Annotated in this window: 24 protein-coding genes; 13 read left to right on the top strand and 11 right to left on the bottom strand. The window is 61.8% G+C overall.

The features are described 5' to 3' along the window. The first annotated feature begins 94 nt into the window (after positions 1 to 94). On the top strand, positions 95 to 838 hold the full coding sequence (locus AC0CMF_RS16455) for a nuclear transport factor 2 family protein (protein WP_374630008.1): 744 nt from the start codon (positions 95 to 97) through the stop codon (positions 836 to 838). Positions 839 to 888: 50 nt separating this feature from the next. Further along, on the top strand, positions 889 to 1575 hold the full coding sequence (locus AC0CMF_RS16450; RefSeq protein ID WP_186391510.1) for a type 1 glutamine amidotransferase domain-containing protein: 687 nt from the start codon (positions 889 to 891) through the stop codon (positions 1573 to 1575). 176 nt (positions 1576 to 1751) lie between these two features. Here AC0CMF_RS16450 and AC0CMF_RS16445 read toward each other — a convergent pair whose 3' ends face one another. Then, positions 1752 to 2111 (bottom strand): winged helix-turn-helix transcriptional regulator, encoded by a 360-nt coding sequence (locus AC0CMF_RS16445; protein ID WP_374630007.1) that lies wholly within the window; start codon positions 2109 to 2111, stop codon positions 1752 to 1754. A 150-nt stretch (positions 2112 to 2261) separates the two neighbouring features. On the opposite strand from AC0CMF_RS16445, the gene AC0CMF_RS16440 reads away from it, so the two are divergent. The 3 genes from AC0CMF_RS16440 (at position 2262) to AC0CMF_RS16430 (ending at position 4830) form a co-directional block, all read left to right on the top strand. Then, the gene (locus AC0CMF_RS16440) at positions 2262 to 2870 is read left to right on the top strand and encodes an NADPH-dependent F420 reductase (RefSeq protein WP_374630006.1); all 609 of its coding nucleotides are present in this window, start codon (positions 2262 to 2264) and stop codon (positions 2868 to 2870) included. Then, positions 2867 to 3862 carry a zinc-binding alcohol dehydrogenase family protein gene (locus AC0CMF_RS16435; protein WP_374630005.1) on the top strand — a complete coding sequence of 332 codons (996 nt, stop codon included), beginning with the start codon at positions 2867 to 2869 and terminating at the stop codon, positions 3860 to 3862. Before AC0CMF_RS16440 ends, AC0CMF_RS16435 begins: the two co-directional genes overlap by 4 nt. A 77-nt stretch (positions 3863 to 3939) precedes the next feature. Then, positions 3940 to 4830 (top strand): SDR family oxidoreductase, encoded by an 891-nt coding sequence (locus AC0CMF_RS16430; protein WP_374630004.1) that lies wholly within the window; start codon positions 3940 to 3942, stop codon positions 4828 to 4830. Positions 4831 to 5030: 200 nt separating this feature from the next. Here the strand turns inward: AC0CMF_RS16430 and AC0CMF_RS16425 are convergent, their stop codons facing one another. Then, the gene (locus tag AC0CMF_RS16425; RefSeq protein WP_374630003.1) at positions 5031 to 5438 is read right to left on the bottom strand and encodes a nuclear transport factor 2 family protein; all 408 of its coding nucleotides are present in this window, start codon (positions 5436 to 5438) and stop codon (positions 5031 to 5033) included. A 372-nt stretch (positions 5439 to 5810) separates the two neighbouring features. Between AC0CMF_RS16425 and AC0CMF_RS16420 the strand changes: the two genes are divergently transcribed. The 3 genes from AC0CMF_RS16420 (at position 5811) to AC0CMF_RS16410 (ending at position 7937) form a co-directional block, all read left to right on the top strand. After that, a complete protein-coding gene (locus AC0CMF_RS16420) occupies positions 5811 to 6158 on the top strand; it encodes a cupin domain-containing protein (RefSeq protein WP_374630002.1) in 348 nt (115 codons plus the stop codon). A gap of 149 nt (positions 6159 to 6307) precedes the next feature. Further along, positions 6308 to 6940, top strand: a complete 633-nt coding sequence (locus AC0CMF_RS16415; protein WP_247648128.1) for a TetR family transcriptional regulator — start codon at positions 6308 to 6310, stop codon at positions 6938 to 6940. Beyond that, positions 6933 to 7937 carry an NAD-dependent epimerase/dehydratase family protein gene (locus tag AC0CMF_RS16410; RefSeq protein WP_374630001.1) on the top strand — a complete coding sequence of 335 codons (1005 nt, stop codon included), beginning with the start codon at positions 6933 to 6935 and terminating at the stop codon, positions 7935 to 7937. Before AC0CMF_RS16415 ends, AC0CMF_RS16410 begins: the two co-directional genes overlap by 8 nt. A gap of 85 nt (positions 7938 to 8022) precedes the next feature. Here AC0CMF_RS16410 and trpB read toward each other — a convergent pair whose 3' ends face one another. Together trpB and AC0CMF_RS16400 are read right to left on the bottom strand one after the other, a co-directional pair. Beyond that, a complete protein-coding gene (trpB, locus tag AC0CMF_RS16405; RefSeq protein ID WP_374630000.1) occupies positions 8023 to 9255 on the bottom strand; it encodes a tryptophan synthase subunit beta in 1233 nt (410 codons plus the stop codon). Between the two features lie 170 nt (positions 9256 to 9425). Beyond that, the gene (locus tag AC0CMF_RS16400; RefSeq protein WP_374629999.1) at positions 9426 to 10214 is read right to left on the bottom strand and encodes a helix-turn-helix transcriptional regulator; all 789 of its coding nucleotides are present in this window, start codon (positions 10212 to 10214) and stop codon (positions 9426 to 9428) included. A 371-nt stretch (positions 10215 to 10585) separates the two neighbouring features. Here AC0CMF_RS16400 and AC0CMF_RS16395 point away from each other — a divergent pair, with 371 nt between their 5' ends. The 3 genes from AC0CMF_RS16395 (at position 10586) to AC0CMF_RS16385 (ending at position 14026) form a co-directional block, all read left to right on the top strand. Next, the gene (locus tag AC0CMF_RS16395; protein ID WP_122521023.1) at positions 10586 to 11254 is read left to right on the top strand and encodes a response regulator transcription factor; all 669 of its coding nucleotides are present in this window, start codon (positions 10586 to 10588) and stop codon (positions 11252 to 11254) included. After that, positions 11251 to 12591: a sensor histidine kinase gene (locus AC0CMF_RS16390; RefSeq protein ID WP_374629998.1), complete on the top strand. Its 1341-nt coding sequence runs from the start codon at positions 11251 to 11253 to the stop codon at positions 12589 to 12591. Before AC0CMF_RS16395 ends, AC0CMF_RS16390 begins: the two co-directional genes overlap by 4 nt. A gap of 307 nt (positions 12592 to 12898) precedes the next feature. Next, positions 12899 to 14026 carry an amidohydrolase family protein gene (locus AC0CMF_RS16385; protein WP_374629997.1) on the top strand — a complete coding sequence of 376 codons (1128 nt, stop codon included), beginning with the start codon at positions 12899 to 12901 and terminating at the stop codon, positions 14024 to 14026. 263 nt (positions 14027 to 14289) lie between these two features. Here the strand turns inward: AC0CMF_RS16385 and AC0CMF_RS16380 are convergent, their stop codons facing one another. The 3 genes from AC0CMF_RS16380 to AC0CMF_RS16370 form a co-directional block, all read right to left on the bottom strand. Next, positions 14290 to 15819, bottom strand: coding sequence for a VOC family protein (locus AC0CMF_RS16380; RefSeq protein ID WP_374629996.1), 1530 nt, complete (start codon positions 15817 to 15819; stop codon positions 14290 to 14292). A 172-nt stretch (positions 15820 to 15991) separates the two neighbouring features. Further along, a complete protein-coding gene (locus AC0CMF_RS16375) occupies positions 15992 to 17455 on the bottom strand; it encodes a catalase (protein ID WP_472482179.1) in 1464 nt (487 codons plus the stop codon). A gap of 192 nt (positions 17456 to 17647) precedes the next feature. Then, the gene (locus AC0CMF_RS16370) at positions 17648 to 18259 is read right to left on the bottom strand and encodes a TetR-like C-terminal domain-containing protein (RefSeq protein ID WP_094462706.1); all 612 of its coding nucleotides are present in this window, start codon (positions 18257 to 18259) and stop codon (positions 17648 to 17650) included. Positions 18260 to 18509: 250 nt separating this feature from the next. Between AC0CMF_RS16370 and AC0CMF_RS16365 the strand changes: the two genes are divergently transcribed. Both AC0CMF_RS16365 and AC0CMF_RS16360 read left to right on the top strand, forming a co-directional pair. Next, positions 18510 to 19463 (top strand): helix-turn-helix domain-containing protein, encoded by a 954-nt coding sequence (locus AC0CMF_RS16365; protein ID WP_374629995.1) that lies wholly within the window; start codon positions 18510 to 18512, stop codon positions 19461 to 19463. After that, complete coding sequence (locus tag AC0CMF_RS16360; protein ID WP_122518978.1) at positions 19460 to 20371, top strand: AraC family transcriptional regulator; 912 nt, start codon at positions 19460 to 19462, stop codon at positions 20369 to 20371. The genes AC0CMF_RS16365 and AC0CMF_RS16360 overlap by 4 nt, the downstream gene beginning before the upstream one ends. A 51-nt stretch (positions 20372 to 20422) precedes the next feature. Here AC0CMF_RS16360 and AC0CMF_RS16355 read toward each other — a convergent pair whose 3' ends face one another. From AC0CMF_RS16355 to AC0CMF_RS16340, 4 genes are all read right to left on the bottom strand, one after another. Continuing rightward, on the bottom strand, positions 20423 to 21451 hold the full coding sequence (locus AC0CMF_RS16355) for a homoserine dehydrogenase (RefSeq protein WP_374629994.1): 1029 nt from the start codon (positions 21449 to 21451) through the stop codon (positions 20423 to 20425). Between the two features lie 191 nt (positions 21452 to 21642). Next, a complete protein-coding gene (locus AC0CMF_RS16350; protein ID WP_122518976.1) occupies positions 21643 to 22473 on the bottom strand; it encodes an alpha/beta fold hydrolase in 831 nt (276 codons plus the stop codon). A gap of 230 nt (positions 22474 to 22703) precedes the next feature. Next, complete coding sequence (locus AC0CMF_RS16345) at positions 22704 to 24323, bottom strand: MFS transporter (RefSeq protein ID WP_472482176.1); 1620 nt, start codon at positions 24321 to 24323, stop codon at positions 22704 to 22706. Between the two features lie 11 nt (positions 24324 to 24334). After that, the gene (locus AC0CMF_RS16340; protein ID WP_374629992.1) at positions 24335 to 26185 is read right to left on the bottom strand and encodes an amidohydrolase; all 1851 of its coding nucleotides are present in this window, start codon (positions 26183 to 26185) and stop codon (positions 24335 to 24337) included. Positions 26186 to 26258: the final 73 nt, after the last annotated feature.

Below are 26258 nucleotides of genomic sequence, written 5' to 3'. Positions count from 1 at the left end.
ACCAGCCGGATATCTGAACGGCAAGAGGCGCTGAGCGGAGTTCTCGCGGACGTTTATCTGCCGGGCCGCTGTCAATTCAAAGGAACTGCTGCACATGACCGGATATGGTTTTCCTGTGGGACTGGAGATGGATGTCTCCTATCCGGCTTTCCAAGTCAGCCTGACGCTCCTGTCCGCCGGGCAATTGAGGTTCGAGATCAAGGAAGGGCCGTTCGCCCGGACCGAGACCGTTGACATTCAGGCCGTGCCGATCGGCAACAGCATCTTCGCGGTCAGCTGGCAGGAGGAGAGCGGTGCGACGGTCACGAATGTTCAGGACTATGATCGCAATCTGGTCTTCTCGTTTGCGACACTGCCCGGCGGCCAGTTTCTGCGGATGACGGGGACGATGGCCATCACCCGGCCCGCGGACCGCCCCTCCGATGACCGTCCTCAGCGCAACAAGGCGCTGGTTCTCGAAGCGATGACCTCACTGTTCCAGCGTCACGATGCGCAGGCCGTGGACCGGCTTTACGCTCCGGATTACATCCAGCACAATCCCGGCATTCCCCAGGGCCGGGACGCATTGCGGGCGATCGTCGAAGGGCTGCCGGAGCATGTCCACTACGAGCCCGGCCTGATCATTGCGGATGGCGATCTCGTCGCGATCCACGGCCGCATCCGCGGCTGGGCGGATGAACCACAGATCGCGATCGACATCTTCCGGGTCGAGGACGGCAAGCTGGCCGAGCATTGGGACGTCCTGCAAAACGAGGTGACGGCCACGGCAACCGGTAGCGGGATCGCGATGTTCGATCCCCTGGAAGGGGCACGCCGTGCCCGCCCCGAACCGGCATAACCGCAGGCTGCCCGGCCCGGGCCTGCAACATCTTATTGGAGAATGAAGCCATGAAAGTTGTGATGATCCTGACGTCGCATGACCAGCTTGGCGACACCGGCCGCAAGACCGGTTTCTGGCTCGAAGAGCTGGCCGCGCCTTATTATGTGTTCAAGGAAGCCGGCTACGAGATCACGCTCGCCTCGCCGGACGGCGGCCAGCCGCCGCTTGATCCCAAGAGCAACGAGCCCGCCTTCCAGACCGGGGACACGCGCCGCTTCGAGGCCGACGCCGAGGCGCGAGAAGCGCTGGCGAATACCGTGAAGCTCGCCGGCATATCCCAGGCTGATTTTGATACGGTCTTTTATCCAGGCGGCCACGGTCCGATGTGGGATCTCGCCGAAAGCCCGGTCTCGGCGGCGCTGATCGAAAGTTTCCTTGCCGCCGGCAAACCGGTCGCGCTGGTGTGCCATGCGCCGGGCGTGCTCCGTCACGTTAAGGCGCCGAACGGCCGTCCGCTCGTCGAAGGAAAGAAGGTCACCGGCTTCACCAACAGCGAGGAGGCTGCCGTCGGCCTGACGGAAGTCGTGCCGTTCCTCGTCGAGGACGAGTTGCAGGCCAAGGGCGGCCTCTATTCGAAGGGGCCTGACTGGGGTCCGTACTTCGTACAGGATGGCCTGCTGATCACCGGCCAGAACCCGGCTTCCTCAGCCCCGGCTGCCGAACGTCTCGTCGAAGTGCTGCAGAAACCGGCATGAGCGCCGGTTGCCGTCTTCATTCGTGAGTGCAGCACCTCGTCCGCTGAGATCACAGACGGTGCCGGGGCATTCCCCGGCACTCCGTGCTGCCGTTGGTTCAGTTTTTGGCCGGTTCGAATAACTGTCTCTGCAAGGGCAGAGCGCTCTGCCGAACTGACCGCTTCCCGGCAAGGCCCCTAAGCGACCTTCGCCGGCTGTTCCCGCTTTTTCACGATCGCCGCCACCTTGTCGCTGTGACGGGTTCCCCATTCGCATAACGGCGCGAGCAGGCAGGTCAGACTTCGGCCAAAATCCGTCAGTTCGTATTCGACGTGCGGTGGCACCTTCTGGAAATCGATGCGGCGAATGACGCCATCGTCCGTCAGTTCCTTTAAATGCTGGATCAGCATTTTCTCGCTCACATTGGTGACGAGCCTGCGGAGTTGACCGGTGCGCTTGGAACCGCCGGCCAGATGATAAACGATCAGCGGTTTCCACTTGCCGCCAAGAATGGCCAGAACCGCTTCCAGGCCACACTGGAAAGTCGTCTCGGTCATCGTGAACTCCTAAATTCGATACTTACAAAATAGTCGGTACTGGAACCAAAGTCTGCCCTGTCTTAACTGGGTCGGGCGGCGATGTCGACGCGTGAGGCGTTCGATGATCGCCGAGCCAACACAGCGGATGCAGAATTCCAGGAGGCCTGCATGAAGTTCGGGTTTATCGGAGCAGGTGAGGTCGCACAGACGATTGCGCGTCACATACTGCCATTTGGCCACGAGGTCCTGCTCAGCAACAGCCGCGGGCCGGCCACTCTCGCCAAGGTCGTCCGGAATCTGGGCCGGGGAGCGTCCGCCGGGACCCCGCAGCAAGCCGCCGAGCAGGACGTTGTCGTGCTGAGCGTCGAGTGGGCACATGTCCCGGACGCTCTCGCATCGGTCCCGGACTGGTCCGGCCGCACTCTGATCGACGCCACAAACCGGATCAACCGCGAAAATCCAAGCGATCTTGGCGACCTCTCGGGCCGCACGTCGAGCGAAATCGTTGCCGATCTGGCGGTGGGCGCCAAGGTGGTCAAGGCGTTCAACACAGTCCCCATGCAGTGGATCGATGACACATCGCCCGAGAAACCGAGAACCGTTCTCTTCCTTTCGGGGGACGATGCTGGTGCGAAGAAAGCGCTGAGCGAAGTGCTGGAACAGGCCGGCTTCGCCGCTGTCGATCTCGGGACACTCGCGATCGGTGGCAGGCAGCAGCAGGTCGGTGGCCCCTTGGCGGGCCTCAATCTCACCCTGGTCGATCGGTTCGTGCTGTGAGAGCGCTTGCTTACGAGAAGGCCCACACTCTCGATGCTTATGCGATCGAGGAGATGGAAGTCGCCGAACCGAAGCTGCGTGATGCCGATCTTCTGGTTGGCATCCGGGCGGTCGGGGTCAATCCCGGCGAGGCATTGATCAGGAGCGTGCGCAGCGCCGGGGCAGGCGGTCGCGTTATTCTGGGCTGGGAATTCGCCGGAGTAGTGCTCCAGGCCGGTTCAAAGGCAAAGGGTTTTGCCGCCGGTGACCGTGTAATGGGCACCGGCGACCTCACCCGCGACGGATGCTGGGCAGAACGTCTTGCCGTCGACCATCGTGTCGTCACCTGGATCCCCGATCAGCTTGCTTTCACCGATGCCGCTTCCTTGCCTATCGGGAGCCTGACGGCATGGGAGGCGGTGTTCCGCGATCGCGGCACGCTGCCGTCCGGTGTTGACCGTGTGCTCGTCATCGGCGGCGCCGGCGGTGTGGGCTCCATGGCAATCCAGTTGCTGAAGGCGAGGACAGACGCCTTTGTAATTGCCACCGCCTCACGTCCGGAAACCAAGGAATGGTGCGAGGTGATGGGGGCCGACCTGGTCGTCGATCACAGCCAGGACGTGGCCGCCCAACTCCACGCCGCCGGCATTGAACAGGTGGATATGGTGTTTTCCACCGCCGGCACGGCTGGAAACCTAAGCTGGATCGCGAAGCTGCTGCGGCCATTCGGGCACCTGTCGGCGGTCGATATCGCGCCGCCGTTCGACGCCAGCCCAATCGTCTCGAAATCCATCTCGCTCCATACCGAGATGGTGTTCGCGAAGGTGATCAGCGGCTTCGATCTCGCCAGCCAGAGCGAGATCCTTGCCGAGATTGCCGATCGCGTTGCCTCTGGGGGGCTGCGCCCGATCGTTTCCACTCGGCTCGACGGACTGACCGCCCAGAACATGAAGACCGCACATGAACAACTCGAGAGCCGGCGTACGATCGGAAAGATCGTGATTGCCGCCTGACTGATCCAGCTCGCCCCCACTCAAGTCAGAGCTTGGCGCAACTGAGCTGCGCTCCCATGAACCGAAAGGGAAAATCCATGTCCAAAATCCTCGTCACCGGCGCTACCGGCAAAATCGGCCGCATGACCCTCAACCATCTTCTGAACCGGGTGCCCGCCAATGATATTGCCGGTCTCGCGCGCGATCCGGCCAAGGCGGCAGATCTTACCGCCAAGGGGATCGAGATCCGCCAGGGCGACTACCTGGATTATGACGGGCTGGTGCGTGCGTTCGAGGGCATCGAGAAGGTGATGCTCGTGTCGGCGACGGCATTTACAGACCGGAATACCCAGCATGAAAACGTGATCAATGCGGCACGGGAAGCCCATGTCCAGCACATCGTTTTCATGCCGATTATCCGCAAAGCCGGGTCTGACTTTATACTGCCGCAAGTCACCGAGGAGGACCGCTTTGTCGAGGAAAAACTCAAATCCTCCGGCCTGACATACACGCTCGTCCGTCATCCGCCATTTCTCGACAATGTCGAACTCTACGTTGGCGGCAATGCGCTGGAGACCGGGGTCCACGCGCCCGCCGGTGCAGGCAAAGCTGCGTATGCATGCCGTGACGATCTTGCCGAAGCGCATGCCGTTGTCCTGAGCCAATCCGGCCATGAGAACAAGTCTTATTCGCTGTATGGCGGCCCGGCGGCCTCCTTCCAGGATGTCGCACAGATCCTGACGGAAATCACGGGCAAGCCGGTGCCTTACAACATGGTCTCGGATCAGGACTACATCGCCCAGCTCATGGCGGCCGGTCTGCCCGAGCCCGCCGCCGGCTTTGTGCTGCTTTGGGTCCATGGCGTCAACACCGGCGAGTGGGACGGCCAGACCGGGGATCTGGAAAAACTCCTTGGCCGTAAGCCGGTAACCCCGGCTGAGTTCCTGCGCGCGAGCTTTGCTGCCCGCCAACTCGAAACCGGAAACTAGTCCGGGAGAGCCATCGGATCATGGCTGTCGAGAGGCGGGAGGGTCCAACCACTGTGCCTTCCCGCCCCGGAGCGCAATTACCTGTGAGCCCCTGGCATCTCCCTTAATTGCCCTCACCCTGGGCGGCATCGCTCGGATGGCCAGGGACGCCGGATGACGGGTCCGTCCGCATAGCAGACGACCTGTTTTCGTGAGGTATTTCACTCAAGGCCCACCTGCTTGGTGAAACTCGAAACCGACCAATAATCGCTGCGATGACTGACGAGACCGTTGGAAAAACGCATGATTGAGGCCGCGCGCAGTTCCCACGAGACGCCGGTCGCCGGAAAATCCATGAAATCGCCGGTGTGCTTGCCCGCCATGATCCATTCCGCTCCACCGCCATTCTCATCGGCGTAAACTGAAGTCAAGGTCATGGAATATCCTTCCATCGCAGCATAAACGGTTTCCAGCAGTCGTCTCACTTCGGCTTTTCCCGTCGCGAGCACATCCAACGCGACATCGCGAAAGGTCACGTCGTCGGTGTAGAGGGCGAAAAGCCGGTCTCTGTCGTGCGCGGTTTCGAATTCGGCCATCTGCCGCATCAGTTCGATGTTTCTTTCCGACATTGCTCATCTCCTTCCGGATTTCTGAAGCACTCTTGAAATCATGACGGAGACGGGAACCAAGTTACGATTGAGATGTTCCCTCGGCGTGGCCACGACGAAACTTGAGACATCGGCCGGGGCCGCGGGTCTGTCCCACGAGGAGCGCATCGCCAACTTCTCCAAATTGCACGACCTACGGCCGAGGAAGAGGGAACAGATGGGCGCACGCTTGCACGCCGCGCCGAGCGAGCCGGTGGCTCCAAGACCGTTGCCTATGATCATTTCCGCAGGCGGATTGATCTCCTTCCGAACTCGAGAGGCGACACCGGCATCATCGCGGGACGCACCGGTCTCGATGACCTCTGACTGCACCGGAATTCAGAAAGGAAAGAGATGAAAGTCCTCAGGTTTGAACCAGCCGATGCCGTATTCGAACGCTCGCCCGGACAGGACGCCGACATCTTTGCCGCGAACCTGGCGGATCAACGGCAAGGGGGGCCGGTCACTGTCGGATATGGACGGTATGGCCCCGGCCAGGTGCTGGAGACCACCATCGTCGTCGATGACGTAATGGTGGTCCTGGAAGGAAGGGTTTCTGTCGAAGCAGGTGGCGAGACCCTGACCGCAGGTCCTGGCGAGATCATCTATATGCCGAAGGGGAACGCCGTGATCATTCGCTCTCACGCAGAGGGCGCGCTGACCGCCTATGTCACGTATCCCCACTGGTCAGGTGCGGAATAGCATATCGCGGAACAACGCACTGCGGCCTTGGAACGGGGAAAGAGGCGTCCGATGCGGCCTGAGCGTCACGGCGTGTCCTGAGCACCGCCTCGGGCGCGGAAGCCGGATTTCCGGCGGTTTAGGCGCGGTGAGGCCGGCGGGTGAACCTCTTGACATCTGAGCAGGCCCTGTTTATTTCCGAACGGTCGGAAATAAACAGGGAGAATTGCGTGCCCCGGCCTCGCATACATGATCAGTCAAATATTCTTGACGCTGTGGAACGCGTTATTGCCCGCGACGGCGTGTTGACTCTCGGCGCTGTTGCGAAAGAGGCGGGGGTTTCCAAGGCCACGGTGCTTTACGAGCACACCAGCAAACGTGATCTTCTGGCTGCCCTCGTTGCAAGGACGATCGAGGCTGACAACGCCTTCAATGCGAGTTGCGAAGCGCAGTTCGCCGGAGAGTTGGATGCGCCGCTGCTCGGCAGGATCGAAGCCGCCAAGCGGATGCAATGGGTGAGTGGAGGCAACGCCGCCGTCCTCGGCCTGATCTCTGCACTGATGCAGGATGAAGCGCTTCGTGGTGAATTTCGGGCAAACCAGGAGAAATTGCGCGCGGGGCTGATCGAGGCCGCTGCCGACGCCCGCACGACACGGCTGGCGTGGCTTGCTCTCGAAGGATTCAAGTTCCAGCAGCACATGGATTTGGTTGCCTGGAGCGAAGCCGAACGTGCTGAAATCCTCGACGACATCACAAGGCTTGCCCGAACAGGCACACTCATCGGGGAGAATTCGAGTGACTGAACGGCATATCTTTGTCACCGGCGCCAGCGGCTATGTTGGACGAAACCTCATTCGCCACTTCACAACTGCCGGACATCGCGTGACAGGGCTCGCCCGCAGCGATCGAGGCGCGGCGGTCGTCACCGAATTGGGGGCCACCGCGGTTCGAGGTGACATGCGGTACGATGACCTCGAACCGCTCATGGTGGGGGCGACAGAACTCGTGCATGCGGCCGCCAACCTCGACCACGGGCCTGGCCGGGACGCTCATGAAGATAACGTCCGCGGCACCGAGGCCGTCGTCACCGCCGCCTCTGCTGCGGGTATCAGACGCCTTGTGCACATCAGTTCGGACTCGGTGCTGCAGGACGGCCATCCCCTGCGCAACGTCAATGAGAGCCATCCCGTCCCGGTACGTCATGCGGGAGCCTATTCCGCCGGCAAGGCCGAAGCGGAAAAGGTCGCGTTGAAAGGGAACAGTGAAGCCATGGCCGTGATTGTCCTTCGCCCCCGTATGATCTGGGGACGCGACGACACCACAGCCCTGCCCACGCTCGCGGCCATGGTGCGAAGCGGACAATTCGCCTGGATCTCCGGCGGCGATTACCTTTCCTCCACGACGCATGCCGGCAATCTGTGCCATGCGGCCGATTTGGCGCTCACCAAGGGGCGGGCCGGTGAAATCTATCATATCAGCGACGGTGGCCCGGCCCGGCCGTTCAGGGATACCGTGACAGGTCTGCTCGCGACACGAGGGATCTCGCCTCCTGACAAGTCAGTGCCGCGCTCCGTACTGCGCCTGTTGGCTCGAGTGAGCGATGGTCTTTATCGCTTGTCCGGAGGCCGTCTGCGCGGACCTCTGAGCTTTCAGGAATATGCGACGAGTGCCGTTGAAATCACGCTCGATATCTCCAAGGCAAAACAGGAACTTGGCTATAAGCCGGTCATTGGCTGGGAGGAAGGGCTGGCCGAACTGAGAGCATGGACGCCGCGAGGCAACACGCCGGCTTTGGCCTGAATGGAAACCGTCTCACCGCGTTTGCCTGAAAGGTAACCACGGTTTCCCGCTGGCATGACCGGGTGCCCGGGGACGCGGAGCAGGGCTAGATCTCAAGGCTGTCTGCGTCCCGGAATTCTTTCAGAACGAAATCGACATCCTTGTCGCCTCGGCCGGACAGGTTCACCAGGATGCTTTCCGACGCAGGGCTGCGCTCTGCCAGCCGGATCGCGAAGGCGAGCGCGTGGGAACTTTCGAGCGCTGGTATGATCCCTTCAGACTTTGCAATGCGGAAGAAGGTGCTGATCGCCTCTTTGTCGGAGACAGCCGAGACCTTTATGCGGCCTTCCTCATGCAGCATCGCGATCTCTGGCCCAACCCCGGGATAGACGAGGCCCGATGCGACCGAGGACACCTGCGAGGGCTTCCCGTCTTCCTGCTGCAGAACGATGGACTGCGCGCCATGAAGGGTTCCCGAGGTTCCGAAGGAAAGCGTCGCAGCATGTTTCCCGGTTTCATGTGACGTTCCAAGAGGTTCCACGGCATGGAGAGCAACGGTTGGATCCTCGAGGAAACCCGAGTAGAGGCCCATCGCGTTTGATCCGCCAGCTACGCAGGCAACGACGTGGCCGGGCAAAGAGCCCCCGCTCAGTGACAGGAACTGACTGCGAGCCTCCCGTCCCACCACCGACTGGAAATCTCTCACGATCATGGGGAAGGGGTGCGGCCCTATCGCCGAACCGATTGCGTAGAGGGCGTGTTCATGCTGCTCGACATAGGCGCTGAATGCGGAGTCGCTCGCCTCTTTCAAGGCAGACTGCCCAGCGCTTGCAGCAACCACCTTCGCACCCAGAAGGCGCATGCGTCCGACATTCGAGCTCTGCTTGCCGATGTCGGCTTCGCCCATATGAACCTCGCACTCGAGACCGAAATAGGCGGCGGCAGTGGCCAGCGCGACCCCGTGCTGCCCGGCCCCGGTTTCAGCAATCAGCTTCCGCTTGCCCATCTTGCGGGCGAGCAGTGCGAACCCGACACAATGATTGATCTTGTGCGCGCCCGTATGGTTCAGATCCTCACGCTTTACGTATATGCGCGCACCCCCCACTTCCGCGGTGGTGGTTTTGAGAAAGTGGACCGGTGTCGGGCGCCCCTGCAACCCGGCGCGAACCGTATCAAGGGCGTGCTGAAAGTCCGGTGTGTCTCGCAGCGACAGATAGGTTGCTTCGAGTTCCTGGAGTGCCGGCCACACGTCCGGCGGATAGTGGTTGCCGCCAAACCGCCCAAAACGCCCCGAAGCATCAGGGAATTTCCTCAAATACGGAAGATCATCTTGTTGCATCTTAATAACCTCGACGTTTCAGTGCCGAGCTTATGCGACCCTCCGTATGGCGTATTGAACAGGATTTGCATGCCGTGTTGGCGGCGGCAGAACACCGCAAAGGCAGGCAAGACTGCGTAGCTGTCAGCTTAATCTTGTCAAAGCACTTGATGGGGGTAAGCGCCGATCTGTCATCGACGTCTCCCAAGGGCTCTCGCAAGCGCGCCGGGTGGCACCCCATAGACCTTTTTGAATTCTCGAGTGAGGTGAGCCTGATCGCTGAAGTCCAGCATGAGCGCGACCTCGCTGATCGGAAAGCCCTCGGTGATTAGTTCCCTGGCCTTCGCCACGCGTACCTGACGTATATAGGTCTGAGGTGCCATGCCCACCGCAGTGCTGAACGCCCTGACGAGATGGCTCTTGTGCACGCCCATTTCCCGCGCGAGCGCCTCGGTCCGCATTGCACGCGTGCTGTTCTTCCGGATCAGCATACAGGCTCTGCGCGCGAGCGCCCCGGCGCCTTCGTCCGCGGAACTCGTCGAGAAAGCGCAAGCTGAAAGCATCCGCCGGAGTGAAACCTCCACGGAATTGCCATCGAGCGCAGGCGTGCACAGGGCCTCGATAAACTCCTTGGTCTCCGAGCTCCGCTTGAGAATGGTGGTCTGGATGCTGAGAGGTCCGTCATGATGCTCAGTGCCGGGGCATCGGCTGAAGAACTCCATGGATGGGTACAAGGTGTCGTACTCAGCACCATCCTGAGAGCAATGCGCCGAGTGGACCTCGTAGGGATTGAAAAAGAAGATATCGCCCGCACGGGCGGTTTCACTCCATCTGGCCGATCTGATCTCGGCCGCCCCCCGTTTGAGAGCCACTATCGAGTACGTGCTATGAAAATGGGGATCAAAACGGCTTGCCGTTGCGTGAGAACGCAAGAGGTCAGCTTGCTGCTGAGCAAAGCTCATCGTTTCAACCTGCGTCATCGAAAGCGTCCGGCGCGTGTCACTCTACACAACAAGCTTAGCCGATTTCGAGCATAGTGACTTCAGGGAATAGCCTGAAGCACAAACATCGCTTGAGCCGTTTTGCTCCCCCAAGAGCCGGCTGACCGCTCGAGCGCGCTCTGGCCCGACAGGCTGCAAAGTCTTCCATGAGCGGTGAACAACAGTAATCAACGCTTCCAAGACATATCCAATTGGAGGGCTTCGCCGATGCTAGGATGGTTGGACTTTGGCCGGCCGACCGGTGCAAAGAAGTCCTTTTACGAGTTTCGGTTACAGGCCCGGCCTCCATTTCCCGCAACCTTGAGGCAATGTTCCCTGTTAGAAATGTCGTGAAACCGAAGGGGTCTTGCGTGCGCATTCTATTGGTCGAAGACGAAGGGGAGATGGCAGACCTGATGACCGTCGCGCTCGGCAGACAGGACATATTGGTCGACCACGTGCGGACCCTCGAACTTGCAAAGGAAGCTTGTCGCGGCGGCCTTCATGACGCGGTGTTGCTGGATCGCAAATTGCCCGACGGCGATGGGCTCGCTCTCATTCCCTTGCTGCGCAAGGAAAGCGCCGGGATACCAGTGATCGTCCTCTCCGCTCTCGGTACCCCAGACCAGAGAATCGCTGGGCTCGATACCGGGGCGGATGACTATCTTGCCAAGCCATTTTCCGTAGCTGAGCTGCTGGCAAGGCTTCGCGCTGTCATGCGCCGGCCCGCTCAGTTGCAAGCCAGCTCGGTCAAAGTCGCAAGGCTGTCCTTCAGCCTGACCGAGCGGCAGGCCTACATCGGCAACGTGCCGCTCGATCTTACCCGGCGGGAACTGCTGGCGCTCGAAGTTCTGGTACGGCGAGCAGGGAGGACCGTTGCCCGTCCGGCTCTTGAAGAGGCGGTATATGGCTATGACGACGAGATTGCCTCCAACACACTTGATTCTCACATATCGAGGCTGCGGCAGAAGCTCGCCTCGGCGGGCGTCGAGATTCATGGGATACGTGGGATCGGGTATCTCCTGAAAGCGGCGCCATGAAGCTTTTGGGATCCAACTCCCTGCGCACTCGCCTCACATGGCTGATCGTGGTCATGCAGGCCTTGGTGCTGATTGCCTTCACTGCCATTGCCGCAGTGCCAATCTATCGTTTCCTCAGTGAGGAACTGCGCTACGACAGCGATATTATCAATGACATTGCCAACGCTATCGTGGTCGGCGAGGACGGCAGATGGCAACTCGTCATGGGCGGTGAACTCGCGGAAGACGCAACCGGCTATCCCGACCTGTGGTTCTACGCGCTCGATGCAAATGGTCATTCGGTGCAGTGGGGCGAAATCCCGGACCGGTTGCTGACCATGGTTGAGGCGCTCAAGACCGTGCGCTCGGCCAATATTTCCGGCCTGGGTCCGAATGAAGACGTGGTCGCCCTCCTCAGGCGCCACGAAGGGGAGATGGGGCGCATCTGGATTGTCGTTGGCAATGGTCCCGAAATCGGCATTCGTTCTGCATTCGGCAACCCGGTGTTCGTCGGCCTTCTCTGTCTCCTGACTCTTGCCTCGTTTCTTATCATTCCGCGGATCGTGCGCAGGGAACTGAGCGGCGTCGATCAGGTCGCGCTCGATGCCGGCAAGATCGATTTCGAGCGGCGTGGCACAAGGCTATCGGCGGACCGGGTACCAGGCGAACTCCATTCGCTTGTTCGAGCAGTGAATGCAGCCCTCCAGCGCCTCGACGACGGGATCGAGCGCCGCCATCGGTTTATTGCCGGCGCCGCCCATGAATTGCGTACGCCAATTGCCATCCTGCAAGCACGGTTGGAACTGATGCATGGCGGCGAGCACCATGGGAAACTTATGCTGGATGTTGCGCGGCTCGCCAATCTCGCCAATCAGTTGCTCGATCTCGAGCGCCTCGAGGCCGAAGTTCCGCAGTTTCAACGCACCAATCTCGTCGAACTGGCGACAGAGGTTGCTGCTGACATGGCGCCCGTCGTGATTGCGGCGGGAAGCACGATTGTCTTCGACGCCGAGACCAAGAATGTTCCGGTCCTCTGCGATCCGCCTTCCCTATCTCGCGCTCTGCAGAATCTGATCCAGAACGCTGTAAATCATGGGGGCGAAAAGTCCATCATCAGCGTCACGGTCAGCTCTGATGCCAAAGTGAGGGTCACCGATACAGGTCCGGGCATTCCCGAGGAGTATCGCGACGTCATTTTTGAACCCTTCGGAAGGGTAGCCCCGCTCGACCAGGGCGCTGGGCTGGGGCTTGCTCTCGTCCGTGATATCGTAGCGCGGCATAAGGGGCGCGTCACAGTGGGTGACGCCTCTGGTGGGGGGGCCGTTTTCGAGATCTCGTTACCGCGGCTTTCTGAATAGGGCGTTGTGTGCGGTCTGGAGTGTCGCAGACCCGTCGCCCGGATCATGCGATAAAGACCTCCGGCGCCCGGCTGGCCGGTCATCCCTCGATATGAGCGGTTGACCTTCTGTTCCTTCGCCGATCAGCACGGCGCACAACGTTCCCGCAATCTTGGGCCTCGACGGTAGGCGCTGCAGACAAAGTTCGAGACAGCGTCAACAACAGGCAGCAATGGCCCGGCACAGACTTCTGTGGGTTGGACTGAACTCTTTGTCGCGCGAAAGGCGCACCCGAACTGCGCAATGCAATATCGGAGTAGAAATTGACATGAAACGGATCGAAAACCCCCAGAAGAGCCTCGCGATGGGGCGCCGCAGTTTTCTCGGCGGCGCGGCTGCACTTGGTGTTGGTGCCGGGTTGTCCGCGCCTGCCATTATCTCCAGTGCCTCAGCGAAAGAGATTTCGGACATCTACCTGCGAGACCAGGACCTGCCATTTATCGGCACGGAAGAGACCTTTTCCACCTATGAGTTGATGGAGCGGAATGACAGGCTGTTCCTTGAGGGGACCGGTCTTGCCGAACTTGGCCCGCGCCGCATCGGTGCAATGGATGCAGCGGGGATCAACGTCCAGATCCTCTCCGCACATACGCCGGGCGTGCAGAATATCCCCGGTCAGGAGGGCATCGATTTTGCCTATCGTCTCAACAGGCTGATTGTCGAGGGACCGATGGCCACCTATCCGGGGCGGTTCCAGGGATTTGCAACCTTGCCGTTGCAGAATCCGGAAGCCTCAGCGCACGAACTGGAGCGCACAGTGCGGGAGGATGGCTTGCTGGGAGCCCTGACCAATGGGATCATCGGGAAGAAATTCCTCGATCATCCCGACTTTGAACCCGTGCTGGCGCGTGCCGAGGCCCTTGATGTGCCGATATACATCCATCCAGGCATTCCTCCAGACGAAGTTTTCCAAATCTACTACAGCAATATGCGGCCGGAATATCAGGCGGAGTTCCAGGACCAGGTCCTCAGCATCTCGGCATATGGATGGCACCAGGAAGTTGTCACTCAATGCCTTCGAATGATCACGTCTGGGGTATTCGACAGACATCCCAGGCTCCAGATCATCATCGGCCATATGGGCGAGGGTCTTCCGTTCTTCTACGAACGCATCGTGGAAAAGATGAGCGAAGTCACCGAACGCACCCTGGACAAGCCGTTCGAGCAATATTTCCATGACAATTTCTGGTTTACAACCAGTGCCTTCCCCCAGGATGAGCTTCTTCACCTTCTGTTGAAGTACATCAGTGCGGATCGGGTAATGTTTGCAACCGACTACCCATTTGCAGACATGAAGCAACAGACCGACTGGTTCCGGGCGGTCGATCTGCCACGGGAAGACAAGGAAAAGATCGCGTTCCGGAATGCGGAAAAGCTGTTCGGCATGAAGGTCTGACGCATCACGCCTTGAAAATGCTCAAGCGCCGCACGGGCTTGACCAATTCTCGATGAGCCGGGCTCATCGAGAATTGGTATGAGAGGCGCTGCCTCGCTCGTGCGCCGGGCGGGGCCGATGGATGCAAGGCACCGAACCGGTCGCAACAAGCAGGAGCCGGATGAACACGGCCTCGCTCGAAACCACCGCGATGGAACGCTCCATCGAGCTTCCCGGCACAGAAGCCGCGCCGGTTGTCCGGGCGGCGGTCCCGCGCAAAGGGACTAGTTCTTCCTTGAGAGCTCCTGCTGAATCCACTGAGTGGCCTCAGTGATGTCCGCAGCGGTGAGTTCATGACTGGCCGGAAGCTCCAGGCTAATGGCATGCGCCCCATGAGCCACGAGGGCGTCTGCCAGAGCCGGCGCATGACGGGCAAGCTCATCATCACGTCCGGTCAGCACCAGTGCGCGCGTATCCGACAGGTCAAGGGCCGGCGGGGTCTCCAGGGGCTGGATACCACGCAGCAGAACCGCGCGGCGCACGGTGCCAGGATGAAGCTGGATGACCGCCGCCAGCATGTTGGCACCGTTGGAATAACCGAGGAAGACGAGTTTCCCGGGATCAAGGCCATAGCCGGCTACAGCGCCTTCGACAAACGCTGCGAAGGCTTCTGCTTCACCGCGGATGTCCTGCTGGTCGAATGCCGTTGCACCGGTGCGGCGGAACCAGCGGTTGGTTCCCTCTTCGGTCGAGCGGCCGCGCACGCCAAGCAGCACCGCATGCGGAGCTATGCGCCGTGCGGCCGGCATCAGGCTGGCTTCATTGCCGCCGGTGCCATGCAGCAGCACCAAGACCGTTCCGTCTGGCTGCTGCGGCCTGTTGAAGCGGTGAATGAAAGGGAGGTCGCGGACCGGAAACCGCTCTTCGCCGGGAAGGGCGAATTGCGGAAGCATCGCCTCCAGATCCTCCGCACGGCCGGCATCATGCGGGGGCAGGAACAGCGTCCGGCCAAGCCCGTCCGGCGTTTCGTCGACGGTCATGCCCGGCCCGTCGGTCGCATATTCAATCAATATCCCGGCGGGATCGCGAACATAGAGGGAGGTGAAATACTTCCGGTCATGCACCTCGGTGGGCCCGTGATCCTTCAGCGAAAGCCGCATGGAGCGGAGATCATCGATCCCGCTCGCGCGAAAGGCGACATGGTCAGGCACTCCGCCGCCGGGCACGGAAGGCACGAAACCTGTGACCTCCCTGATATCGATGATGTCGGTATCGGACCTCATGCGCCGGGTAACACCGGAGCGGCCTTCTTCCCTGTACCCGAAACGTGTCAGAAAGCTTGTGGTCTCAACCGCCTTGTCCGTCAGAAGCGTGACGCCCCGCAGCCGGGTGGGAGCGTTCGGAAGCGGTACTGGCGTGGCCATGTCCACGCCCGCCAACTTCACGATCAGCCCGTCCGGATCCTTCAGCCGGAGGACCGGCTCCCCGAACTCGCGGGATGGGCCCTCGAGCGGTATGCCGGCGGCAAGTGCCTTTGTGATCCAGTCCCCGAGCGAGGCAGGCGGCACCGCCAGCGTCACTTCCGATACCTGGCCAATGCCCGTGCGGCCGCGGCCTGCCGCTTCCCAGACAAGGAACGTCAGCAACGAGCCGGGACTGCCGATGCCATCTCCGTAGACGAGGTGCAACTGCTCGGCATCCGCATAGCCGCCGGTGCGCTTCACAAGCCTTAGCCCGAGAAAGCCGGCATAGAAGTCGACGTTGGCCTGCACATTGGAGGTGATGCCGGTGACGTGATGTATGCCGCTGGTCATTCCGCTGATACCTTCCGCACTTGGTTTCTTCCTATGGTTATGGACCTTCGGACGGGCTTCCGCCTAGAGCAACTCCAGCAGAAACCGGAACCGGTTTCGCGTCCGGGATTGCGTGAAGACAAGGATCTGGAGCACGCTTCGTTTTCATCGGAAGTGCTTCAGGCCCGCGGGATCAGAATTGCGGATCGATTTCGTCCAGCGTAGCGCATACTCCGGCGCCGAAGTCCGGATGAACCTGCCGGAAAAGCTCGACCTGCCGCTCGATGATCGAGCCGGGAACACCGCCCATCGCGGCGGCAATGTTGGCGAACAGCCGTGCTCTCTGCGCGTCGTCGAACAGCAGAAACAACGCGCGCGGCTGGCTGAAATCGTCGTTTCCTTCCCGGTGATCGAACCGGTCAGCCGGACCTTCGATCTGGAGCGGTGGTTCGGCAAACGAGCGATCCTCCGTTGGACCGCCGAAACTGTTGGGCTCGTAATAGGCATCGGAATTGGGCATGCTGCCGAAGAAGCGCATCGCCCCATCCTTGTGATAATGATGCACCGGGCACAGAGGCCGGTTGACCGGCAGCGCCTCGTAATGCGTGCCGAGCCTGTAGCGGTGAGCGTCCGCATAGGCGAAGATTCTGCCTTGCAGCATCCTGTCCGGCGAATGGCCGATGCCGCGCACGACATTCGATGGGCTGAAGGCCAGCTGCTCGATTTCGGCAAAGTAATTGTCCGGATTGCGGTTGAGTTCGAGCACGCCGATCTCGACCGGCGGAGATCCGGCATGGGGCCAGACCTTCGTGACGTCGAAGGGGTTGAAGGGCAACTCGCGCGCCTGGGTTTCGGTCATGACCTGAACCTGCACGATCCAGCGAGGATAGTTGCCCTCCTCGATCGCGTTGAACAGGGCTTCCTGATAGCCTTCCCTGGTTCTGCCGACGACTTCTTCCGCCTCGGCATTCGTGTAGTGGCGGTGGCCTTGTGAGGTCTTGAAGTGAAACTTGACCCAGACGCGCTCGCCCTTGCCGTTCCACAGGCTGTAGGTGTGGCTGCCGTATCCGTTCATGTGCATCGGGCTGACTGGCAGGCCGCGGTCGGAGAAGAGGATCATCACCTGATGCAGGCTTTCCGGTGACAGCGACCAGAAGTCCCACATCGCCGTTGCCGATCGCAGATTGGTGCGCGGGTGGCGCTTCTGCGTGTGGATGAAATCCGGGAACTTGGCCGGGTCGCGGACGAAAAAAACCGGCGTGTTGTTGCCCACCAGATCCCAATTGCCTTCTTCGGTGTAGAACTTGAGCGCAAAACCGCGAACGTCCCGTTCATGATCGGCCGCTCCTGCTTCCCCCGCAACCGTCGAGAAGCGCGCGATCATCGGCGTTTCGGTGCCGGGCTGCAGCACCTTGGCGCAGGTCAGGTGCGAGATGTCGCCCGTTATTCTGAGTGTCCCGTGCGCACCCCAGCCCTTGGCGTGAACAACCCGCTCGGGGATCCGTTCCCGGTTCTGGTGGGCCAGCTTCTCGATCAACTTCCAGTCCTGCATGAGCACCGGACCGCGGTCACCGGCGGTCAGGCTGTTCTGGTTGTCGGCAACGGGTGCGCCGGCGGTTGTCGTCAGGCGTGAGTTCCGGTCATCCTGCGGAGGCATGCTCAATCCTTCCTCTCGTCGACACCGCGCGCCGTCTGGCGGCATATCCGCTGAACAAGCTAACGAACTGCGCCGGCAGGGCGTCGCAGCCCCTGCGGTGACGATGCCGTTCTTGCGATGTTTCGCCGGGGGCAAATGGAAGGATTGTCACCATGCCGGTGTGCCGCGAGCCCCCGTGGTACTGGCGGGGCGTCAACAGTTCCTGATGGCGGCATGCAGGGCGATGCCCAGCCTGTCGAGTTCAGCCTTCGTGAAGCTCTTCCCCCGGATGATCATGCGCGAGTAGAGGGAAGCAAAGAGAAGATCGAGCGCCACCCCCCTGTCGACGTCGGCGCGCAATTCGTTGCGGGCAATGGCGCGATCAAGCAGCTGGTGTCCGAACTGCCGCCGTGCCTCGGAAACGCCATCCAGCATTGCCGACAGTTCGTTCGATCGCAGACGTTCGGCAACCAGATCGGGGACTATACGGCGGACCAGTGGATGCCGCAGGACCGCGCGCGTCGCTCTGAGATACTCCCTGATGTCCGCCTGCAGAGAGCCTTGGTCTGTGGCTCCCAGCCGCATGACCTCGACACTGCGTATCGCTTCGCATGCGAATTCCAGCTTCGAGGGCCAGCGCCGGTATATCGCCGCCTTGCCTGCGCCCGCCCGTGCCGCCACGCGCTCCAGGCTTACGGCCGCAAAACCGGTTTCTGCCCACTCCTCGAACAAGGCTCTGAACAGCGCCGTCGTCAGTTCAGGCCGGATGACCGCCGCCCCGCTCGGCTTCCGTCTTTTTATCAGGTCGATACTCTTGCGTTCCATTCAAAAGTTCTCCACAGTGGATGGAACGGTAGCGTTTCAACCTGTGAGTGAGAAGAGATTGAGGCGGGCTTCAACGTCTATTCCTGATTGATTTCAGAGAACCGGAGACGAAGATCGCGGCAATGCCTTTCATACGCCTCCGGAAGAAAGATATTTGCTTTGACTAATTAGGTCTACAGCCGGTCTGAGCGGCACGAATCAAGCTGCCGGCCCGGATTAGGAGGGCTGCCGGAAGCATAGGAGACACAGCATGACCGTGCCTGCCTATCATTCTTTTGCCCAATGGTACAGCAATGGTCACCTTGCGCACTATGTGCGTACGATGAAGTCAGCTGGTGGCATCATACATCTTCTGGAGGCCTCTCAACCGGCCGGAGACATGTCCGATCCCGCTGTCCCGGATCTCGTCCTGTATCAGGACCTGCATGGCGGCAGCCGCGTCAGCGGCGATATGGGAGGCGGGCGCTTCAGCGTGAAGAGCGGAAAAGGCAGCTTTTTTCTCTCCGCTCCGCGGTTTGCAAACACGGTCATTGTCGACGCCGAGCATGAGCTGCGCAGCTTGTCGTTTCCCCTGGCGCAGTGGCAGCCTATTCTGGATGAAGCCGCCGGAGGACAGTTTTCTCTCGACTATCAGAAACTGTGCATGGGGGCATTTGCCTCGCCAGCGATCCGCTCGGCGGTCCGGAATCTTTGGGCCTTGTGCGATGAAGAGGGAGCACCCTCGCGCTTGCTGGCGCAGGCCGCAGGCTGCGAGATACTGGCCGAATTGTGCCTGCTCGGCGGAGCACCTTTCACTTCGGCAAAGGGCGGCCTTGCCCCCTGGGCCGAACGGCGCTGCCTTGACCTGCTGCAGGAGCGGCTTTCGGAGGACATCAGCCTCGATGAACTGGCCGCTGAAGCGCGCCTTTCACCCTTTCATTTTGCCCGGATGTTCAAGCAGAGCTTCGGCGTGCCGCCACGGGTCTATCTGACCCGGCTGAGAATGGAGAAAGCCTGCGAACTCCTGGCCCAGACAGACCTTCCGGTCACGGAGATCGCGCAGGAAGTGGGATATTCGTCGAACCAGGTCCTCGCCCGGGTGTTCTTCAAGCATCAAGGCATGAGCCCGTCCGACTACCGCCGGACCGCTCGCGATCCGGTTCGCGCCCCAGTTCGCGCCCCAGGCCCGCTTCGCGCGCGCTCGCCTCTGGAGGGACGGCAATGACCATCGATGCCCATGCCTCATTCGCCCAGTGGCACAGCACAGGCCAGCATTCGTCCTACGTGCGCTCGATGAAATCCCCGGGCGCAATTCTCGACCTTCTTGAGATCCAGCGGCCTGCCGGGGACATGTCCCGCCCGGCGCTGCCGGACATCGTCCTGATTGAAGACATGCTTGGCTGCAGCCGTGTCCAGGGAGACCTGGGAGGCGGCCGCTTCGACATGACAACCGTGAAAGGCGCCCTTGCCGTCGCCGCGCCGAACTTCGCGACCACGGTGATCAATGACGGCAGCCATCGGCTCCGGAGCCTGGCTCTCCCTGTGGCGCAATGGCAAGGCGTGCTTGACGACGCCGCCAGCGGCGGGTTCTCGCTCGACAGCCTCTCCATCTACGGCCGGGTGTTCGACTCACCGGCCATCCGCTCCGCGCTGCGGAACCTGTGGGCTCTCTGCAATGACGAGGGGGTACCTTCCCGGCTGCTGGCGCGCGCCGCAGGTTTGGAGATTCTGGCTGAGTTGTGCCGGTTGGGCGGGGCACCGTTGACGGCTGCCAAGGGTGGTCTTGCTCCTTGGGCGCAGCGGCGGTGTCTGGAGCTTATGCACGCCCGGCTTTCGGAGGACATCAGCCTCGACGAACTGGCCGCTGAAGCGCGCCTCTCCCCCTTTCATTTCGCCCGCATGTTCAAGCAGAGCGTCGGGGTGCCGCCACGGGTGTATCTGACCCGGCTGCGGATGGAGAAAGCCTGCGAGCTCCTTGAGACAACGGACCTTCCGGTCACCCAGATCGCGCAGGAGGTGGGATATTCGTCGAACCAGGTGCTGGCCCGGATTTTCATCAAGCATCAGCGCATGAGCCCGACCGACTATCGCCGGGCGGTTTGCGATCCGCTGTGTTCTATGACGCCGCAATGACTTTCGATGACGGCGCCTGGCGGCGGGAAGCCTGGCGATGGAGTTAGCCCGTCATGGCCTTGTTCCCGAACGATAGGTGGCCTGCACCGCTCTTGCCGTGAGGATATGTTCGAGATCCTTCAGTGCGGCGGCCGCTGTGGCGAGAGGCTCCGTGCCGGATCCGAACGCGATCGTCTCGCCCATGGCATCGGTGGTGATGCGGACCGCCTTGTTCTTCCCCGATACATGGGCGAGCGGATCGTCCGGCGGGTAGGTCCGGATGCCCACAGTTGCCCGCATCACGCCTCCCGTCCGGGCAAGGCTCCCGACGAGCTTTGGAACCAGACGCTGCTCGCGCCATGCAGCGATGCGCTGCTCCGTGACCGATTGGATACCATCGACGGCGAGGCCGTCCATCGTCAGACCCGCATTGAGGCCGAAATTGGCAAGGATCAGAAGCTTGCAGGCGGTGTCCCAGCCCTCGGTGTCGTTGCGCGGGTCGGCTTCGGCGAACCCTCCCGCCTGCGCGCGCGCAAGCGCCTCGTCGAAGCCGAGGTTCTGGTTCATCATCGCATCCAGCAGATAATTGGTGGTCGCGTTCAGAATGCCCTCGATTTCCAGCACCTCGCAGCCTTTCAGGCTGTGCTCGAGAAGGTCAAGCGCCGGCAGTGCGGCAGCAGCGGCGCCGCTGAGTTTCAGCATCGCCCCCGAAGAATGCGCCAGGGCCCGCAGTTCCGGTCCGCTGTGGACCAGCGCGCCCTTCGATATGACGATGGTGTCGCGCCCCGCCAAAAGCGAGGACCGAATATAGGCGAGGCCGGCCCCCCCGGTGCGAAAGTCGCTTGGGCCTGCCTCGATGAGGATGCCGGCACCACTCGCCTCGACGAAGGCCGGGCCAGTCAGGCCCGGCTCCAGCGCCTCAAGGCGCCCGGCGTCCAATCCTTCCGGATCGGCCAGGCCGGCGCGCGATCCGCAGATGGCGACGAGGCGAATATCGGCCCCATAGACCTGCCGGTAGCGTTCACGCCGGGCCAGAAGAAGATTGGCCGTGGCGCGGCCCACGCCTCCGAAACCGGCAATCGCGACCCTGACGACATTCATAGTTTCAACGCCTTATCTTTGAGCATCTGGCCCGTATCCCAATGCCTCCGACAAAGCCGGACATGTTTCCCCGGCAGCCCGGCTCTTTCCGGACCGGCATCCCTGCGCCGGCTGCGGCGGGCAGGACTGCACGAAAGCGCACTTGCGGCGGTCACGCAATCCGCGACCGCCGGGCCCCTTGACCAGCCATCTCAGGCGCGGATGAAGGCCAGCATATCCGGGTTCACCACCTCCGGATGGGTGGCGAACAGGCCGTGTGACAGGCCGGGATAGGTCTTCAGCGTCCCGTCCCTGACGAGCTTGATCGCCTTATAGGCCGAGTTCCCGATCGGCACGATCTGATCGTCCTCGCCATGAATGATCAGGACGGGAACTGTGAGTGCCTTCAGATCCTCCGTGAAGTCGGTTTCCGAGAATACTTCGATACAGTCATGATGCGCCTTGGCGCCACCGCTCATACCCTGGCGCCACCAATTGTCGATCAGGCCCTGGCTGACCTTCGCACCTTCCCGGTTGAAGCCGTAGAAGGGTCCGCTTGGCAGGTCACGGTAGAACTGCGCCCGGTTTGTCTCCAGCGCGGAGCGCAACCCGTCGAAGACCTCCATCGGAACGCCGTCAGAGTTGGCGCCGGACTGCACCATCACCGGCGGGATCGCCGCGATCAGAATGGCCTTGGCCACCCGGCCACGTTCGGCACGCGCCGCATAGCGCGTGACTTCGCCGCCGCCGGTCGAATGGCCGATATGGACCGCGTCGCGCAGATCGAGCGCCCTGGCGAGTTCAGCCACGTCCGCGGCATATGTGTCCATGTCGTTGCCGGTGTCAGTCTGGCTGGACCGGCCATGGCCGCGCCGGTCATGCGCAATCACCCGGTAACCTTCGGACAGGAAGAACAGCATCTGGGTGTCCCAGTCGTCGGCGCTCAGCGGCCAGCCATGGTGGAACATGATGGGCTGCGCGTCTTTCGGCCCCCAATCCTTGTAGAAGAGGATTGTCCCATCGGATGTGGTGATAGTTGCCATTGCACGTCTCCTTCCAAACCAGGTTGAGCGGATGTCCGAAATGGCAGGCCCTCGCAGCGGCGCTCGCAACGCTTGCCACCTGCTTTTCGCATGTTGGTTCTAGCGGGTTGGCGAAAGTGCTGCGGCGCGGAAGCTGCTGTGCAAGTGCCGATCTTGCGGACCGGTGGCCGCAGCAGGCCGTTTCCGGCCCCGGAACATGATGGCACGGCGCGTTCCCTGCCAGTGCCCGGTCACAAGGGCCGCAGGAGATGACGCACGATCGGCGGCCGGTCGCCAGCATGGAACGCGTTGATGGTTGCCTGATCCAGCTGATCGGTGCGCGTTACCCGGGCATGCTGCCGTTGATGCTCGATCCAGCTTTCGACGACAAAGCTCTCGATGACCCGCCCGGGCTCTGCAGCATCCTCCCATACGTCCCACCGTATCGCGCCGTCACGCTGCCTCGAGGAGCGGAAATTGCGCAGTGCCGCAACAAACTCGGGAAGCCGCGCGGGCTCGACCTGATATTCGATCTCGATGAGGACCGGCCCGCGGTCGCCCGCCGGCTGCACCGACACCACCGGTTCGGCCCAATGATTCGAAGGCGACAGATCGGAGGCTGAATCCTGTGGCAGGCGCCAGCGGAAGGCCAGCATCAGCGCCGCCGCCTGCCCGGCGGCGGCGGCCACAAGAGCGGTGCTGACACTGGTGCTGGCAGCGATCGAGCCCCACAGGATGCTCCCGCCCGTCATGGCTCCCTGAAACACGAGAATGTAGACGGCGAGCGCGCGCGCCTTTACCCACCCGGGCGATGCCATCTGTGCCGCGACATTGAGCGACGTCAGCATTCCGATCCAGGCGAGGCCGGCAGAAAACATGACCGCCCCGGCGATCCAGGCGCTGTTGGCGAGCGCCAGAGCCAGCGTCGACAGGGCAAAAAACACCGTCGCCCCGACGGAGATCGTGTTGGCGGGAACCGTCTTGCGCAACCGCTTCAGCAGGATCGCGCCCAGAACCGCACCGGCCCCCATGCAGCCGAGCAGGGCACCGTAGCCGGCGGCATCGAGCCCCAGCCCGCGCCGCGCGATCAGCGGCAGCATGGCCCAGAGCGCGCTTCCGAACAGGAAGAACCCCACCGCCCGGACCAGCACGAGCCGCATCGCCGGCGAATGGCGCGTGTATCGGTAGCCCGCCTTCAGCGCACCAAAGAAGTGCTCTGGCGGCAGGGCGTGAGCGGTTGGCGGGCGCTTCCATGTGTAAAGGACGGCCAGCACCGCCACGACCGACAGTGCGTTCAATGCGAAGACGGCCGGTATTCCGGCAAACGCGACGATGACCCCGCCGAGCGCCGGACCAATGGCACGCGAAATGTTGACGCCGAGGCTGTTCAGCGCAATGGCATCCGGCAATGCCTGCTTGTCCACCAGTTCGGGCACGACCGCCTGGAACACGGGAGCGCTTAGGGCCGCAGCGGTGCCGAGCACGAAAGTCCCTGCCAGCAGCACCTCGGGAGTGACGAGATCCAGCAAGGTCAGAACCGCCAGAAGTGCGGCCGCCAGCAGACCGAGCAATTGCGCCGCCATCAGCATCCTGCGGCGGTCAACGATGTCGGCGAGCGCGCCTGCCGGAAGCGCCAGCAGGAACATCGGCAGCGTCGTCGCCGCCTGGACCAGCGCGACGAGCAGCGGGCTCGGCGACAGCGAGGTCATGAGCCATCCGGCGCCGACATCGTGCATCCATGTCCCGACATTGGAAACCACCGTGGCGATCCACAGCGCCCGGTAGACGGGGAAGTCAAGCGGACCGGGAGCCTTCTCGTGCCGTATCTCGCTCATGGCGGTTTCCTCGTTCGTCCTGGATGAAGGGTTCATTGCGGACAAGGTCAGACAGCCCAGCAGCCGCATCCGAGGGCACCCCAGAAGGTACGGGCGTCTGATGCCGGAACACTTGCGCCAAGCGCTGCAGCGTGATCGTGCCCGTGAACCGCGCAACCACTCGCGCAACCGCAATTCACCATCATCCGGGTGCGCGTTTCCGTTGTCCGGTGGTAGCCGCCGAAGGTTGCGACCGGCGACCAGTCCGGCATCGGCGCGGGAAGATCCGGTGCGAGGCGCTCGTAGTCACCCTCGCCATGCACGACCTTGCCGCCGAGAATGGTCAGGACGGACCGCAGGTGAACGATGCCGCTTTCCGGCACCGAAAAATAGTCCACGGACAACAGAGCGAGGTCGGCAAGCTGACCCGCTTTGATCTGCCCTTTCTTCCCCTGCTCGTTGGAGAACCAGGTGTTGGCTTCGGTCCACAGCCGCAATGCTGTTTCCCGGTCAAGGCGGTCCTGTTGCGGATAAAGGGCAAGCCCCCCGACCGTTCTGGACGTCACCAGCCAGGAAAGCGAAACCCATGGATTGTAACTGGCCACGCGGGTTGCGTCCGTGCCGGCGCCCAGTGCCACGCCCGCCTCCATGATCCGGCGGACGGGCGGCGTGCGCTCTGCAGCTTTTGCCCCGTAGCGCTCGACGAAATATTCACCCTGGAAGGCCATGCGGTGCTGTACGGCAATGCCGCCGCCGAGCGCGGCGATCCGGTCGATGTTGCGGTCGGTGATCGTTTCGGCGTGGTCGAAGAACCAGTTGATGCCGGAGAGCGGAATGTCGCGGTTGACCTTCTCGAACACGTCAAGCGCGCGATCGATCGTTTCGTTGTAAGAGGCATGCAACCGCCAGGGCCAGCGGTTTTCCGCCAGGAGACGGATGACGGGTTCCAGATCGGCTTCCATATCCGGCGGCATGTCCGGGCGCTCGGCGCGGAAATCCTCGAAATCGGCGGCGGAATAGACGAGCATCTCGCCAGCGCCGTTGTGGCGGTAGACATCGTCACCCTGCCCGGGCGAGACCTGCTTCACCCAGCTTGAAAAATCCGCCAGCTCCTCCTTGGGCTTCTGGGTAAAGAGGTTGTAACTTATGCGAACCGTCAGCTGTCCGCCGGCGTGAAGTTTTTCGATGATCTCATAGTCGTCGGGATAATTCTGGAAACCGCCGCCGGCGTCGATCACGCTGGTCACTCCGAGACTGTTCAGCTCGCGCATGAAATGGCGGGACGAATTGATCTGGTACTCGGGATCCAGCTTCGGCCCCTTGGCCAGCGTCGAATAGAGGATCGTTGCATTGGGCTGCGCCAGCAGCAGGCCGGTGGGATTGCCTGCGCCATCCCTGACGATTTCGCCGCCGGGAGGATTGGGCGTGTCCTTCGTGTAGCCAACGACACGCAATGCGGCGGCGTTGAGCAGCGCGCGATCATACAGATGCATAATGAAGACGGGCGTATCAGGCGCGACGGCGTTGATTTCCTCAAGCGTCGGCAGGCGTTTTTCGGCGAACTGGTGCTGAGTGAAGCCGCCGACGACGCGCACCCATTGGGGCGCAGGCGTGCGGTCGACCTGCCGCTTCAGCATCATCATCGCATCGGAAAGCGACGGGACGCCATCCCAGCGAAGCTCCATATTGTAGTTCAATCCGCCGCGGATCATATGGGTGTGGCTGTCGATCAGCCCCGGAATCAACCGGCGCCCTTTTGCGTCGATGATCCCGGCGTCCGGGGCAGCGGCCCGGACCTCCGCTTCCGTACCCACGGCAAGGAACCTGCCGTCCCGGATCGCCACGGCATCAGCCGAAGGGTTCTGCCGGTCGAGGGTCGTCACCTTGGCATTGATGATGATCAGATCGTTGGCAGTCATGATTTTCTCCTTGGCGGCGCATCCAATCCGCGGGCAACTGAGCGCAGCCGCACCGCCGGGAAGGCGTCACGGT

The sequence above is a fragment of the Pannonibacter sp. CBAS1226 genome (genome assembly GCF_055685825.1).
The sequence above is the reverse complement of the archived record's forward strand: the minus strand, read 5'-3'. Positions and strand labels throughout refer to the sequence as shown.